Consider the following 14,313-nt stretch of genomic DNA (forward strand, 5'->3'; position numbering starts at 1 on the left):
AATCTAATTTATAAGTTTAATCTCAATATTGAAATTTAAAGTTGCTACAATTAATTGAGTTTATAATTTATATTTTGTTGTTCCAGTAATTGAAGAAGCTCTGAACAGATTCTTACTTTTTTGCGTCTACTTGGCATATGCAGAGAGATTTGCTCTTTGGGTTCAAAAACATAAAAGTGTAATGATTGATCACCTCTATGGTGAAAAAGTATCTCCTTTATAGTGTCTATTTTCTGCTCTTGAACATCTTTAATGTCAAGATTTATTGTCAGCTTTTTACCATAAGTTTCCATGACATCCTGTAGCTGCATAAAACTGTTGAACTGTAAACGAGGATCACCTTTCTTCCCGGTGTCACGGTTAACCCAGCCTTCTTTTACAAAAACCTTCATGTGTACAAAGCTATTTGGGATCAGGAAGTGTCTAAATTTTAAGTAGTCTTCGCCAAACATTCTAAACTCAAAAGAATCGTCAAAATCTTCTACAGTAAAGGCAGCCCAGCCTTTTCCATTTTTAGAAACCCTGTGCTGAATATCGGTTATTACTCCGCCAAAAGTGAGTTCCCTGTTCAAAAAATCGTTCAAATAGTTGAAATTATTTACCTTAGCATTGCAAAAATTGTCCATTTCCAGCTTAAAATCGTCTAGAGGATGACCAGAAATATAGATTCCCACAACGTCTTTTTCACGCTTTAATTTCTCCATCGTTCCCCATTCTTCGCACGGCGGAACTATAGGTTCAGGTATTTGCACTTCGCTTGCGTCACCAAAAAGGCTAACCTGTGACGAATTTTCATTCTCCTGAAACTTAGCTCCGTATTTCACAGCTTTTTCAAGAAAGGTTATTCCGTCACCTTCGTCTTTAAAATATTGCGCTCTGTGAGTGACATTAAAACTGTCAAAACCTCCCGCTAGAGCCAAACTTTCAAAAGCTTTTTTATTGGCTGCTCGCAGATCTATACGTTTAGCAAGATCAAAAACGCTGCGGTAAGGCCCATCTGCTCTGCAATCTACAATTGTTTTTACTGCATTTGCGCCCACTCCTTTTACAGCACCCATGCCAAAGCGTATAGCGCCTCTGTCGTTTACAGTAAATTTCCTGAAAGATTCATTCACATCTGGACCTAAAACCTCAAGGCCCATACGGCGACATTCTTCCATAAAGAAAGTCACCTGTTTTATGTCATTCATGTTGTTAGACAATACTGCTGCCATATATTCTGCCGGGTAGTGTGCCTTACAATATGCAGTCTGATAAGCAATCCACGCATAGCAGGTTGAATGCGATTTGTTGAATGCGTAAGCAGCAAAAGCTTCCCAATCTTTCCAAATCTTCTCTAGTATTTCTCTTGGGTGTCCATTTTTCTCACCGCCATCAAGAAATTGAGGTTTAAGTTTTTGCAGCAGGGCAAAAATCTTTTTACCCATCGCTTTTCGCAGAACATCTGCATCACCTTTACTAAAACCTGCCAGCTTTTGTGAGAGGAGCATCACTTGCTCCTGATAAACAGTAATACCGTAGGTTTCTTCAAGATATTCCTGCATGTCTGCAAGATCATAAGTGATCTCTTCATCACCATGTTTACGCGCGATAAAACTGGGGATATACTCCATTGGTCCCGGGCGATACAATGCGTTCATTGCAATAAGATCCTCAAAAACCGTAGGTTTTAAGGCTTGCATGTGTTTTTGCATTCCGGGAGATTCATACTGAAATATCCCTATAGTATCTCCTCGCTGAAAGAGTTCATAAGTTTTTACATCGTCAAGCGGAAAATTATCCGGATCGAGATCAATATCATGTTTGATCTTTACCAGCTTAACCGTGTCTTTTATAAGTGTAAGGGTCTTAAGACCCAAAAAGTCCATCTTTAGCAGACCAGCTTCCTCAACAACACTGTTATCAAATTGAGTTACATAAAGATCTGAATCTTTCGCTGTAGCGACGGGAACAAAATTTGTTATATCATCTGGCGTGATAATAACACCGCAGGCATGAATACCGGTATTACGTACAGAGCCTTCAAGCTGGTGCGCTTGTCTCAAAGTCTGCCCTTCAAGATCATTTCCTTCAGAAAGTGATATAAGTTCGTTGACTTTTACAAGATCATCAGAACGGAATTTTTTCTTTAGATCTGCATCAGATTGACCAAAGATCTTATTGAGCTTAGACATATTAGGAATAAGCTTGGCAATACGGTCTGCATCACCTAATGGCAGGTCCAGAACACGCGCGGTATCACGTATAGATGATTTTGCAGCCATGGTGCCATAAGTAATAATCTGAGCCACTTGATTAGCGCCATACTTCTCTATCACATAATCCATCACGCGGCTACGCCCTTCATCATCAAAATCGATATCAATATCGGGCATGCTCACCCTGTCAGGATTAAGAAAACGCTCAAAAAGAAGATCATACTTAAGCGGGTCTATATTAGTGATCCATAAACAATAGGCAACCACACTTCCTGCGGCAGAACCACGTCCCGGCCCAACAGAAACTCCCATTTTGCGAGCTTCCCTAATAAAATCTTCTACGATAAGAAAGTAACCTGGATACCCCGTATTTTCTATTACACTAAGTTCAAAATCCAGCCGGTCTATAACCGTTTGTGAAAGCTCGCCATATCGTCTTTTAGCACCTTCATAGGTAATATGTCTCAGGTATTTGTTTTCACCTCTTTTGCCGCCGTCAGTTTTGTCTTCTGTGACGAGAAATTCTTCCGGTATTGTAAAGGCGGGAAGCAATACGTTACGCGCAAGTGTAAAAGGTTCAATCTTATCTACAACTTCCTGAACATTGCTAATAGCATCGGGCAAATCTTTAAAGAGCGCTTTCATTTCTTCAGCATCCTTAAAGTAATACTCATCGTTTGGCAGGCCATAACGATAACCTCGTCCTCTTCCTTTTGGTGTGGCTACTTTCTCACCATCTTTTACGCAAAGAAGTATATCATGCGCGTCTGCATCGCTTTTATTGATGTAAAATGTATTGTTAGTCGCAACAAGTTTCACCTCGTGTTTTTGAGCAAAATCTATCAATACCTGATTTACCCTATTTTCATCTTCCTGCCCGTGGCGCATGATCTCGAGATAGAGATCGTCGTTAAATGTTTCCTTCCACCAGAGTAATGCTTCTTCAGCTTGTTTCTCACCTACGTTGAGAATTTTACTGGGTACTTCACCGTAAAGGTTACCTGTAAGTACAATAAGATCTTCCTTGTACCTTTCAACAATTGTTCTGTCTATTCTTGGCACATAATAAAAACCATCTGTGTATGCCAGAGAAGCCATTTTTGCCAGATTGTGATAGCCGTTTTTGTTTTTCGCTATAAAAACAATCTGATAACCATTGTCTTTTTGAGATTTATTAGTGTGATCAAGACATACGTTGAGCTCTACACCCACGATGGGTTTAATAAAGTTTTCTGTAGGAGCGAGACCTTCTTCTTCTAACTCTTTATTTTTCTTTTGCGCTGCCGTGTTATGGGCTGTAATTGCTTTCACGAAATGAAAAGCTCCCATCATATTGCCTGTGTCTGTGATAGCGACACCTGGCATTTCATTTTTCTTGGCCGCTACAACTAAATCCTGAATACTTGCGGTTGACTGAAGGATAGAAAATTGAGAATGATTATGCAGATGCACAAAATCTACTTTAGCAAGCTGCTCAATATTTTCTTTTATCTCCTCACGGGAGATATCGTTTTTATCGGCTTTTTGTAAAGCGCGACGTATTTCGTCTGAAGCTGCTTTGAGATTTATATGCTTAAGCCCGATTAATTGAAAAGGCTGCGGATTAACCTCTGTAAAGTTTTCAAAATAATCTGCCGGGACATCAAGCTGTTCTTGCGTAAACATGCGTCTGCGTACCAGCTCAAAGAAGCAACGTGTTGTTGCCTCTACATCTGCGGTAGCATTGTGAGCCTCATTAAACGGTTGGGCAAATAAATACTTATGTAATTCTGTTAAAGTGGGTAGTTTAAATTTACCGCCTCGCCCTCCCGGGATCTGGCATAATTGTGCGGTAACTTCTGTACACGTATCGAGAACAGACAATTCCTGAAGGTGATTATGAACGTCGAGGCGATGAAATTCTGCCCCCATGATATTCACATCAAAACCTACATTTTGACCTATAATAAATTTTGTTTTTTCCAGTGCTTGTTTAAAAAGACCTAAAACCTCACCTAAGGGGGCACCATCACGGGTGGCGAGTTCTGTTGAGATACCATGAATACGCTCTGCGTCATAAGGAATATCAAAACCATCAGGACGTATCATGTAATCCTGATGCTCTATAAGATTACCCATATCATCATGCAGCTGCCAGGCAATTTGTATAGCTCTGGGCCAGTTGTCGCCATCTGTTATAGGTGCATTCCAGTCTCTGGGAAGGCCGGTGGTCTCTGTATCAAAAATCAGGTACATTGCTGTAAATCTAGGGTTTGGGCTTGTAGTAATTTCGCTTTAAGCGAAACGCTAAAAACGAGTTAAAATTATTGAAAAATAGCCGCAGGGAGAAAGAAAGTTCTCAGGAGTTGTTAACTAAAAAAACCGAGCCATAAATGACTCGGTTCTCATCTTTAAGAAGATTCTGAAATTAAGCTACTGTTTCTAGCGCTTTTACTTCATTAAGTGCGGTTTTTACATTGTCTCGTTGCACTTTTAAAATGTTCTCTATTGTGGGTGGTAAGTTAGGATCTGCAAGAATCTCATTATAGTCTTCTATTGCAGCTTTCTCACCTCGTATTGCTTCTTCCAGAACGGCTTCTTCATTATCACCAGAAAGCGCGGTTTTTATATCCATCCAAGCGCGGTGAGCATCACCTTTAAAACTGGTGCCTTTATCTGCGTTCTCACCATAAGCTGCGATCTCAGCCTTTAACTGGTGGCCAAAATCATATCTCTCTTTTGCTCGATTTGTAAAAAAGTCTTTTAAATTCTTATTCTCGACTTTCTCAGCAGCTTGCTTGTAACCTGCTTCTGCATCGTAATTTCTAGTTAGTATTTCGTTTAATCTGTTTGTGATATTTTCAGAATACTTCATCTTAAATTTCATTTTTAATTAGCGATACTTTCTTTAATTAATAGAGATGCGTATCGGTAACATCCATTCTTAATATAAGGGTAAAAGCCCCTGTTTACAAGGTTTTTAAGAGTATTTAACTCTAAGAAGCGGACTTTAACACTAAATGAAAAAATCCGGCTCAAAAAACCGGATTTTTAGTATTTTTAGGCAGCTTTTTAAGCTACCACTTCAAGTGCCTTTGCCTGATTTAAAGCTTCCTGCACACTGTTTCTCTGCTTAATAAGTAGATTTGCAGTAGATGGTGGCAAATCTGTATCTGCTATTATTTCATTATAATCTTCAAGTGCGGCTTTCTCGCCACGTATTGCTTCTTCCAGAACAGTTTCTTCTTTATCAGATGAGAAAGCTGTTTTCAAATCCATCCATGCTCTGTGAACATCCCCGGCAAAACTAGTTCCTTTATTTGGCTCTTGACCAAAACTTCTAATTTCAGCTTTTAGTTCGTGACCAAAATCATAACGGTCTTTTGCCCGCGAAGTAAAATAGCCACTGAGAGAAACACTTTTTGCTTTTTCAGCAGCATTTTTATAACCTGCTTCAGCATCATAATTCTTTTCTAGTAACTCGTTTAGCTTGTCTGCAATTTTTTCTGAATAACTCATATCTGTAAAATTTTAAATTCTCAATTTATACATACAAGTTACGGCAGGTAGGTAGTCTAATTATTTAGTTTAACAGGGTTTAACCCGATTTAACCATAATTAACGCGATATTTCTATAGCTAGTGTTAAAAAAAATAGACCCTCATAATACGCAGGTCTATCTTAGTATGAAACTGAAATTAATTTAATTCAAAGGCCATATTTATTCTGGCAAGAAGATCGTTATAATGATAAGTCGATAATTCATCATTTGCAGCCGATTTTCGCCTGTTTATGTCGGTTTTTAATTGTTGCAGTTCGCCCCGCATCAAAGCAATAACATCAGATTTTGTGACATCGTCAGCATCTTCCGCTTCAAGCGTTTTAATATATTCTACAGCCGTATCTACATATGCTCGCTGTAAATTTCGGCGGTAAGCATCTACTTTTTTAGAGGTGTATAATTCACTAAAGATTCCTTTGCGCACATCGTCAAGCATTTCTATAGCAGAATATGCAGAACTGCCATTGGCCTGCTCATTAGCTATCATTCGATTTATGCGCTCATTATCAAGCAAATAATTTAACGAGCGTGTTTGCAAGTTTTGAATACGCTCAATTGCTTCTGAAGTTTCTATTCGTTGAAGAATATTCTCATCAAGCAGCCATTCTGGAGTCGTGAAGGCATTTTTGTTTAAAAAAGCAACTGCATTTTTCTGAATAGATTCTGGAACATTCTCATAAACAACACCTTCCTGATCTGATGTTTTACGAGTTTCATAGACTCCGCCTACATTAGTTATTACATGAAAAATATAGCCTCTCCACATATTTGTAAGTTCGCTATATACCTCATTTAAATCATCATAACCATATCCATCTTTAGAAGTCCACTGAATCAAATTAGGTACAACCTTTTTAAGATTGGCAAGCCCATATTCGCTCGCTTTCACCTGATCGTCACCCAGACTTTCGGTTTGTGATTGTGGGTCAACACCGCGGCTACTTCCAAATTCATAGATTGGGTCACCGGCATGTGCAAGAATCCATTCATCAAGTGTTTTCTTTTCGTCTTTAGGATTTTCAGCTTCAGGAAGATATCTGTAACCCCAGTTAATTGCATAAAGATCGTAAGGCCCCATCATGCGTATATAGCGCACGCCATCATCACCGGGCTGTGCAACATAGTTAACGCGGGCATAATCCATAATAGAAGGAGTGAGACCGTATTTTTGGGTAAACGCTGCAGAGCGTAATGAATCTGTAGGATAAGCAGAACTTGCCTTCATGTTATGCGGAAGTCCCAGAGCGTGACCTACTTCATGAGCAATTACCATGCGCATCATTTCACCTATTTCATCTTCAGGTGTGTTTAAAGTTCTGGCCTTTGGGTTTTGTGCACCAGCTTCAATCATAAAGCGGTTGCGGTAGGAGCGTAGATGGTTGTGGTACCAAATTACATCACTTTCAATAATTTCACCTGTTCTGGGATCTGATACTGAAGGACCAACCGCATTACGTGTGGTGCTGGCAACATAGCGAATAACAGAATAACGCACATCTTCCGGTGAAAATTCAGGGTCTTCTTCCGGGGAGGGCGGGTCTTTTGCGATAATGGCATTTTTAAAACCGGCAACTTCAAAGGCTTTGTTCCAGTCTTCTATTCCCTGCTTAAAATAAGGTCTCCATTTTAAAGGGGTGGCTGGGTCGAGATAATATACAATGGGTTTTATAGGCTCAACCAGTTCGCCTCTTTTATACGCCTCAATATCTTTAGGAACTAATTGCCAACGGCGTATGATCTCATAATCATCAGACTTTAGCTCATCAGAATTATAATCATATTTTTTTGTGGTAAACCATCCTACACGATTGTCTGCAATACGCGGTTGCATTTTATCATCTGGCAGCAACACCATTGATTGATTCATTAAAAGTGTAATAGTACCAGCCTGGTCGCGTTCTGGTGGATCTTCTGCCTCATAGGTCATTACATGTTTAACCTCAACATTTTTAGGATATGCATGGGCAGATTCTATGTAAGACCTACTTTCATCAAGCTTTTTAACTTTGTATTCTTTTCTTAGCCGTGGCGAAAGGCCATCTATCGCAGATACCTCTTTTTCAAAAAGGTTTGTAACATCTATAACTACAGCACTCGAGTCTGGTGTGAATGCGGCTATTTTAGCACTAAAGAGAATAGGGGAGAAATTATTTGCTGATACAGACTGATAAATGGGAGAATTCTCGTCACTTTGATTTTCAAAACTGATCACTTTAACGTCGATATTTTCTCCACGTTTCGTCCATCTAACAACCTGCTCATTCACTTTAGAGCCGGCATTTACATGGCCACCACCGTAACCGGCAGGTACTTTTGCGATGCGACTTACTAAAAGCATGTCTTTATTGTAAAGGCTATCAGGAATCTCGAAATATAATTTTTCATCTACAATATGAGTAGTGAAAAGGCCTTTATCATTTAAAGAACCAGCTGTAATAACCTTGTTGTAAGGTTTGATACCGCTTTTATTTGTGGACTTTTCTGTAGAGTTAGTTTTTTGGGTAACTGCTGGTTTTTGTGTTTTGCAGCCAGCGAGAACGCTAATAGCGCATAGCAACAGTAATCTTTTTATCATGCTTTAAATTTTTGAGCATGAAGTTAAGCAAAGCAAATGTTGTGAGTGTGTGAATGATGTTGCAATAAACTCAAAAATAAGGAGGCAATTTTAGAGAAACAGTAAAAAAGAGCAGTTCTTTCTGAATGCTGAAAATAGACTCTTAGATTATTAGGACATTTTTTAAGCTTCTAATGTCATGCTAATGCCTTTATGTGCAGGAGCGCTTAGCTCGATAGATTTAATTGAACCTTCTAAGTTGACCCACCTGCGGCCAATCCATGTGAATTTTTTATCTGTTAATTCCTCCATGTCTGTGCTTCTAAATCTGTATAAATTTCTCTCGTCCTGGCCGTAGATTTTCTGTAACTGGTTGGTTAGTTTTTTTATGCTTTTAGCTGGTCTTGAATTTGATTTAGAGGAATAGTAATAAGTGATTTTAGATTCGTTCAAGAAATGATGAACTAAAACGGAGTCAAAAATCCCTAATTTTTTAAAGAAATACTTTTTAGAATAGACATTCACTCCAGGACTGCTTTCGGTTTGGATTAGCTTGAGGTTAGAAATATCATATAAACCATTTTTGAGATTTAATAAATTCTCTATTGAATATAATGGTTTTAAAACAATAGTCGCGGGGGAGGAGGTTTGCATAACTTATGATCTTAAAAATATAACTCTGTTTATCTCTATTTGTAAAAGTTTTTAATAGAGGTGTCTACATTTATTTTTGCCATGCAAATGCTTGATATTATCTCGACTAATAAAGCTTTACAGTCGATTTTTTAAATAGCAGTAGGATACTATTTGGTTTTGGCAGAATAAGGGATTTTGAGAATAATTATATTTTACACCCTGAAAATCAATATATTAAATAATATTATTAAAAAAATTACTTTTATTTAAGGTGTTGACAAATTATACTCTTAACCAAATATAGGAAGTTGTGCCGATTTTTGCAATTCTTCAGCGGCATATTTTGTACATGAACAGAGGATTTTTATTCCAAATAAAAAACCCTCAAAATCAAATGATTAAGAGGGTCTTCTGTACTCGGGACGGGACTTGAACCCGTACGAACTAATGTTCATTGGATTTTAAGTCCAACGTGTCTACCAATTCCACCACCCGAGCGTGGTATTATAAAAAACCCTCCTGCGATGGAGGGTGAAGAGCGAAAGACGGGATTTGAACCCGCGACCCTCACCTTGGCAAGGTGATGCTCTACCCCTGAGCTACTTTCGCATTACACAATCACTATTGATTAATGCGGATGCAAATTTACAAGAATTATGGAATTACCAAAGTATTTTCTTTAAAAAAATAAGCGCTTTAAGAAACTTGATTTTTTTTGTTCCTGATAAGCATTCTTTTTATCTCATTTAATTTCATTAAAGCTTCTACAGGTGTGAGCGTAGCTATATCAATATGAAGTATTTCGTCTTTAATTTCTTCCAGAAGCGGATCATCAAGATTAAAGAAGCTTAACTGCATCTCGTCATCTGTAGCTTTCTTTAAATTTTCCCGTGTTTCTTCTTTTCCGTGCGATTTCTCAAGTTTTTGTAGCATTTTATTGGCTCTGTGCAAAACTTGTTGCGGCATTCCGGCCATTTTAGCTACGTGTATTCCAAAGCTATGCGCACTACCGCCGGGAACAAGTTTTCTTAAAAACAAAACATTGTCTTCAAGCTCTTTTACAGAAACATTGTAATTCTTTATTCTGGTAAAAGTCTCGCACATGTCGTTAAGTTCGTGATAATGCGTGGCAAAAAGCGTCTTTGGTCGTGCGGGATGCTCGTGTAGATATTCACTTATCGCCCAGGCGATAGAAATGCCATCATACGTACTTGTTCCGCGGCCTATCTCATCCAGAAGAACCAGACTGCGATCTGAAATATTATTCAGAATACTGGCTGTTTCATTCATTTCTACCATAAAAGTAGATTCACCCATTGAGATGTTATCACTGGCACCCACCCGGGTAAAAATTTTATCAACCACACCTATGCGTGCTTCTTTTGCGGGTACAAAACAACCTATTTGCGCAAGTAAAGTAATGAGTGCTGTCTGCCTTAGGATTGCCGACTTACCAGACATATTAGGCCCAGTTATCATTATTGTTTGCTGGGTTTCACGATCAAGATAAACATCATTGGCAATGTATGGTTCGCCTAATGGGAGTTGCTTCTCAATTACAGGATGCCTGCCTTGTGAAATATCAAGTTCATATGAATCATCGATTACGGGGCGTACGTAGTTACTTTCTTTTGCAAGGCTGGCATAACTGCATAAACAATCAATTTGCGCTATACAATTCGCATTGGTCTGTACCGGCTCAATAAATTGCATGATCCACGTAACAAGTTGACTAAAAAGCTGCTGTTCTATGGCTAAAATCCGCTCTTCAGCACCTAAAATCTTCGATTCATATTCTTTTAATTCCTCAGTAATGTAGCGCTCTGCATTTACTAAGGTTTGTTTGCGTATCCACTCTTCCGGCACTTTATCCTTATGCGTGTTGCGTACTTCAATGTAGTAACCAAAAACATTATTTGAGGCGATTTTTAATGAAGTAATGCCTGTGCGCTCAGTCTCACGCTCAAGCATTTTATCAAGATAATCTTTGCCAGAAAATGCAAGTTCACGCAAATTGTCAAGTTCTTCATGAAAACCCGCGGCTATGGTATTTCCTTTTGCTAACAGAACGGGGGCTTCCTCGTTTAGGCTTTCTTTGATCTTATTGCGCAAATGTTCCAGATCATTGATCTGTTTACCTAAAATCTGCAGAGCTTCATTTTCGCAAGAAATTGCTAATCCTTTTATGGGGATCATTGCTTCAAGAGAATTCTTTAGTTGTATTACCTCGCGAGGAGAAACCTTTCCTGTAGCTACTTTAGATATAAGGCGCTCAACATCTCCTATTTGTTTAATACGCTGTGTAAGCTTATCATAGGCCTGATTTTCATTGAGTAAATAACTCACGACTTCCTGCCTTTGTTTTATAGCTTCAATATTTTTTAAGGGAAGCGCTAACCACCTTTTTAAAAGTCTTCCGCCCATAGGCGAAATGGTCTTGTCTATGACATCGAGCAGGGTTATGGCTTTTGCCGACGTGCCCTGGTAAAGTTCCAGATTGCGTATTGTAAACCTGTCCATCCAGACATATTCATCTTCAGCAATGCGGCTAATACGCGATATATGCTGTAGCTTATTGTGACGTGTCTCACCCAGATAGTGTAAAATGGCTCCTGCAGCAATAATTCCTTCCTCAAGGTGATGTATGCCAAAACCTTTTAAGCTTTTTACTTCAAAGTGTTTATAGAGCGATTCATGAGCATAATCTGTCTGAAAAATCCAGTTTTCGAGGTAAAAAGTGTGATAATCAGGGCTAAAATCGGCTGCATATTCTTTTTTGCAGGATTTGCTTATCAGCAATTCGCTAGGTCCAAAATTTTGCAGGAGTTTATCAATATAATCCCGATCTCCCTGTGCAGTTAGAAACTCACCCGTTGAAACATCAAGAAATGAAACGCCTATTATTCTTTTGCCGTAATGTATCGCCCCAAGAAAATTATTGCTTTTAAGCTGTAATACCTCGTCGTTGAGTGCAACACCCGGAGTGACAAGTTCTGTAACACCACGTTTTACGATTGTTTTTGTAGCCTTAGGGTCTTCAAGCTGGTCACAAATCGCCACTCTGCAACCTGCTTTTACAAGCTTTGGTAAATACGTATTTAAAGAATGATGAGGAAAACCCGCTAATTCTTTGCGATCACTGCCGTTATTACGTTGTGTTAAAACAATACCCAGAATCTTAGAACTGCGCACGGCATCTTCACCAAAGGTCTCGTAAAAATCGCCTACGCGAAATAGAAGCAGGGCATCAGGATATTTAGCCTTGATGCTGTTGTACTGTTTCATTAAAGGAGTGACCTTCTTCTCTTTGCTGGCAGCCATGAACTGGGTTTTTGTGTGAAATTTTATTTCGCAAAAGCGAAAATCAAACTTAAAAAAGTAATATGCTAAAATAGCAAAATGTAAAGGTTTGCGCCGCGCCTCAAAGACTGAGTTATTAAAAGTAATTAAAAATTTTGATTGCTGGAAAGCATTAATTTTAAGCGCAGTTTTTCTTATAACAAGTCGTTGATCTAAATCTCATAATTTTCTGAAGGAAGCACTAGAAATGGAATTTGTATGTAATAAGACACTTCATGCACAGTGCTTTTAAAAAGGATCTTTTCTAAAAAAGAATGTTTGTTTTTAACCATTACCAGCAAGTCTGTTGGGTATTTAAGATTAAAACTATGAATTGCATTTAAAACACTTTCTTTACTTAGATTATGAAATTGATGCTCAACGTCTTCAAAATACTCGTCAATTGAGGTTTTAGATTCTTCTTTTTCTATTGTTAGCTCTTCTCCAAAGCTCTCATGCATGATGTGAACAAATGATCTGTGATTTAAAGCGATCTCTTTAAGCAACTGCAGTTTGAGTTCGCACAGCTTAAGTTTATAATCAGACGGGAACAAAATGTGTTTAATACCGGTGTAATGGCAGTTTGCGGGAATTACCAGAATGGGGCACTTGGCTATGCGTATGGCATGAGCAGTATGTGTACCAAATAATAACTCAACACCGTCACTACCGCCTTTAGTACCCATGCAAACAAGATCTATTTCCTTGTTCTCTACACGTAGTTTTATTTCTTCATAAAGCATATTGTATGATGAGATGATCTTAAACTTATGATCTTCATTGCGGTATTCTTTTTTAATTTTCTTTTTTATCTCTTTAAGGCCTGATTGCGAATTCTTACGATATACTTCATACAGACTACTGTGCAAAATGAAGTCTGCATTGTAAATAGTATTAATTATGTAGAAAGTGCAGGTTTCATTTTTAAAGAATTGTACAGCATATTCTATAGCGTTGTAAGCACTCTGTGAAAAATCAGTAGGAAGTAGAATTCGTTTCATAGTTATGAAAGATTAGATCTTAATCAGATACAAAAGATGATCATTACTGTTTTAGCGGGAGTATCTTAAATTTAATGAATTCTGCGGTAATAATTGCAATCTGGCCACTATATAGAAACTTTCTTAAATGCCCATAATGCTTATTTTTGCCTTCATGGAAAACCGAAAGTTAAAGAATAGCGAGTTAGATCGTAAGTCTGTAGAAGAGTTTAAAGAATCACAAAAAACACCACTTATTATCGTTCTTGATAATATTAGGAGTTTAAATAATATAGGTTCCGTTTTTAGAACAGCAGATGCATTTCTGGTAGAGAAAATATATTTATGTGGTATAACTGCAACTCCGCCCCACAAGGATATTCATAAAACAGCCCTGGGCGCAACAGAAACAGTAGCGTGGGAATATGCAGAACACACCCTTGATGTGATCAATAAACTACAGGAAGACAAGATTGAAGTTCTTGCAATTGAGCAGGCTGAGGGGGCGACGATGCTTGATGATGTAAAAGTTACTTCTGGAGCTAGGTATGCAGTAGTCTTTGGTAATGAAGTAAAAGGAGTAAGTCAAAAAGTAGTGAGCTCTGCAAACAAGGTAGTAGAGATACCACAGTTGGGTACTAAACATTCTCTAAATATATCTGTAAGCGTAGGGGTTGTTATATGGGATTTATTTTCAAAAATGAGAAATTCTTAAAGTATTAACCACATACCAGTAGGTATTCCGTGGGAATAAACTTTGAGTAACATTTGCATGTAAGAAACTGTATTCCTTCTCCTACATACTTCAGTTTAACACTGTTAATTATTATTAAATATTATTAATGTTTTTATAAATAGGATTTTTGGTTTATGCAAAATGTTCAAATTTACACCCGTAGTAAAGGACCAAACCAAACCAACTTTTATGAAAACTGATTTTGATTATAACTCTTACCAGCTAGGTGAAAAATATGGCCGCAAATCAGGCTTTTTATTAGGAATTTTAATAGGCGTAACAATTATGGTTTTTACCATGATTGCTTTGTTCTATCCGCTGTGGTAAAA

9 protein-coding genes and 2 tRNA genes are annotated in these 14,313 nt (G+C 38.0%); 2 read left to right on the forward strand and 9 right to left on the reverse strand.

Features of this window, described 5'->3' with window-relative positions; all coding sequences use genetic code 11:
• Window positions 1-50 precede the first annotated feature (50 nt).
• From dnaE to ACH3PA_RS08705, 9 genes are all read right to left on the reverse strand, one after another.
• The gene (gene dnaE / locus ACH3PA_RS08665; protein ID WP_416445144.1) at window positions 51-4,433 is read right to left on the reverse strand and encodes a DNA polymerase III subunit alpha; all 4,383 of its coding nucleotides are present in this window, start codon (window positions 4,431-4,433) and stop codon (window positions 51-53) included.
• Between the two features lie 172 nt (window positions 4,434-4,605).
• On the reverse strand, window positions 4,606-5,052 hold the full coding sequence (locus ACH3PA_RS08670; protein ID WP_416445142.1) for a ferritin-like domain-containing protein: 447 nt from the start codon (window positions 5,050-5,052) through the stop codon (window positions 4,606-4,608).
• A gap of 197 nt (window positions 5,053-5,249) precedes the next feature.
• Entirely contained in the window at window positions 5,250-5,696 is a 447-nt protein-coding gene (locus ACH3PA_RS08675) for a ferritin-like domain-containing protein (RefSeq protein ID WP_416445140.1), read from the reverse strand.
• 179 nt (window positions 5,697-5,875) lie between these two features.
• The gene (locus ACH3PA_RS08680) at window positions 5,876-8,314 is read right to left on the reverse strand and encodes a zinc-dependent metalloprotease (protein WP_416445138.1); all 2,439 of its coding nucleotides are present in this window, start codon (window positions 8,312-8,314) and stop codon (window positions 5,876-5,878) included.
• Between the two features lie 162 nt (window positions 8,315-8,476).
• Window positions 8,477-8,947 carry a hypothetical protein gene (locus ACH3PA_RS08685; protein WP_416445136.1) on the reverse strand — a complete coding sequence of 157 codons (471 nt, stop codon included), beginning with the start codon at window positions 8,945-8,947 and terminating at the stop codon, window positions 8,477-8,479.
• Between the two features lie 396 nt (window positions 8,948-9,343).
• Window positions 9,344-9,427 (reverse strand) — tRNA-Leu (locus ACH3PA_RS08690).
• Window positions 9,428-9,466: 39 nt separating this feature from the next.
• Window positions 9,467-9,538, reverse strand: a tRNA-Gly gene (locus ACH3PA_RS08695).
• Between the two features lie 87 nt (window positions 9,539-9,625).
• Complete coding sequence (mutS, locus tag ACH3PA_RS08700) at window positions 9,626-12,250, reverse strand: DNA mismatch repair protein MutS (protein ID WP_416445134.1); 2,625 nt, start codon at window positions 12,248-12,250, stop codon at window positions 9,626-9,628.
• A gap of 191 nt (window positions 12,251-12,441) precedes the next feature.
• Window positions 12,442-13,269 carry a universal stress protein gene (locus ACH3PA_RS08705; RefSeq protein WP_416445132.1) on the reverse strand — a complete coding sequence of 276 codons (828 nt, stop codon included), beginning with the start codon at window positions 13,267-13,269 and terminating at the stop codon, window positions 12,442-12,444.
• Window positions 13,270-13,423: 154 nt separating this feature from the next.
• On the opposite strand from ACH3PA_RS08705, the gene ACH3PA_RS08710 reads away from it, so the two are divergent.
• Together ACH3PA_RS08710 and ACH3PA_RS08715 are read left to right on the forward strand one after the other, a co-directional pair.
• Window positions 13,424-13,963: a TrmH family RNA methyltransferase gene (locus ACH3PA_RS08710; RefSeq protein WP_416445130.1), complete on the forward strand. Its 540-nt coding sequence runs from the start codon at window positions 13,424-13,426 to the stop codon at window positions 13,961-13,963.
• 210 nt (window positions 13,964-14,173) lie between these two features.
• The gene (locus tag ACH3PA_RS08715) at window positions 14,174-14,311 is read left to right on the forward strand and encodes a hypothetical protein (RefSeq protein WP_416445128.1); all 138 of its coding nucleotides are present in this window, start codon (window positions 14,174-14,176) and stop codon (window positions 14,309-14,311) included.
• Window positions 14,312-14,313 lie beyond the last annotated feature (2 nt).

The organism is Leeuwenhoekiella sp. A2 (assembly GCF_047946655.1).
Taxonomy (GTDB): domain Bacteria; phylum Bacteroidota; class Bacteroidia; order Flavobacteriales; family Flavobacteriaceae; genus Leeuwenhoekiella.

What these genes read in the sequence shown, in the direction of transcription:
- ACH3PA_RS08680 (WP_416445138.1), bottom strand. Translation starts at nt 8,314, where the DNA reads ATGATAAAAAGATTACTGTTGCTATGCGCTATTAGCGTTCTCGCTGGC.
- dnaE (WP_416445144.1), bottom strand. Translation starts at nt 4,433, where the DNA reads ATGTACCTGATTTTTGATACAGAGACCACCGGCCTTCCCAGAGACTGG.
- ACH3PA_RS08670 (WP_416445142.1), bottom strand. Translation starts at nt 5,052, where the DNA reads ATGAAGTATTCTGAAAATATCACAAACAGATTAAACGAAATACTAACT.
- ACH3PA_RS08705 (WP_416445132.1), bottom strand. Translation starts at nt 13,269, where the DNA reads ATGAAACGAATTCTACTTCCTACTGATTTTTCACAGAGTGCTTACAAC.
- ACH3PA_RS08685 (WP_416445136.1), bottom strand. Translation starts at nt 8,947, where the DNA reads ATGCAAACCTCCTCCCCCGCGACTATTGTTTTAAAACCATTATATTCA.
- ACH3PA_RS08710 (WP_416445130.1), top strand. Translation starts at nt 13,424, where the DNA reads ATGGAAAACCGAAAGTTAAAGAATAGCGAGTTAGATCGTAAGTCTGTA.
- ACH3PA_RS08715 (WP_416445128.1), top strand. Translation starts at nt 14,174, where the DNA reads ATGAAAACTGATTTTGATTATAACTCTTACCAGCTAGGTGAAAAATAT.
- ACH3PA_RS08675 (WP_416445140.1), bottom strand. Translation starts at nt 5,696, where the DNA reads ATGAGTTATTCAGAAAAAATTGCAGACAAGCTAAACGAGTTACTAGAA.
- mutS (WP_416445134.1), bottom strand. Translation starts at nt 12,250, where the DNA reads ATGGCTGCCAGCAAAGAGAAGAAGGTCACTCCTTTAATGAAACAGTAC.